This window comes from Caballeronia terrestris, assembly GCF_001544515.1.
Taxonomy (GTDB): domain Bacteria; phylum Pseudomonadota; class Gammaproteobacteria; order Burkholderiales; family Burkholderiaceae; genus Caballeronia; species Caballeronia terrestris.
Map to the genome: position 1 here is coordinate 1 of NZ_FCOL02000507.1, position 953 is coordinate 953.

Genomic DNA, 953 nt, shown 5'->3' on the forward strand with positions numbered 1-953 from the left:
TGCAGGCGCTGTTTCGGGCGGTCGCGTCGCACCGACCGCCCGTCGGTCTGATTCACCACACAGACCGCGGCAGTCAAGGCGAATTCAACTGGTCGTTGCAACACCTCCTAAATGAGGTGTCAAATGGGACGACCACAGGGTTGGGGTTCGGAACAGACAGGAAGACCAATAATGCAATCGCCCGGCAGGCCAGGTGTCAATCAGCTAGATACAAAGCGGGCGTTCTGGAATTGTGTCGCGCAAGGCATGGAGAGCGAGGCTGCGGCGCGGGCGTGTGGCGTGTCACAACCTTTGGGGCCAAGATGGTTTCGTGATGCGGGCGGAATGCCGCCGATCGAACTGACGCCGGGCACTGCGCCTTATCTGTCTTTTTCTGAACGCGAGGAAATTGCGCTGCTACGGGCGCAGGATTGCGGGATTCGTGAGATCGCGCGAAGACTGCAGCGCTCACCGTCGACCATCTCGCGCGAGTTGCGCCGTAACGCCGCAACCCGTGGCGGTATTTTGTTATACAGGGCGACGGTTGCTCAGTGGAAAGCTGAGCGTGCCGCGGAACGTCCGAAAGCTTCCAGACTGGCCAAGAACGAGAGATTAAAGAATTATGTGCAGAGTCGATTGGCGGGAGCAGTCACCGACACTGAAGGCAGGCCGATTGCCGGACCCGACGTACCATGGAAAGGACGACGGCAAGGCCGCCGCGCGGACCGGCGTTGGGGCACTTGCTGGAGTCCCGAACAGATTAGTCGACGATTGCAGGCTGACTATCCCGAAGACGAATCCATGAGAATCTCTCACGAAGCCATCTATCAGGCGCTTTACATTCAGGGCCGTGGCGCTCTGCGAAAAGAACTCACTGCCTGTTTGCGTACGGGCCGTGCACTTCGTGTGCCTCGAGCCAGGACGCAACAGCGAGGAAAGCATTTCATCACTCCAGAGGTCATGATCAGTGAACG

Annotated in this window: 1 protein-coding gene; it reads left to right on the plus strand. The window is 58.8% G+C overall.

Annotation, left to right across the window (positions count from 1 at the left end):
* Positions 1-123: 123 nt before the first annotated feature.
* A partial coding sequence (locus tag AWB67_RS38605) for a helix-turn-helix domain-containing protein (RefSeq protein ID WP_200822442.1) occupies positions 124-953 on the plus strand: 830 nt, incomplete at its 3' end.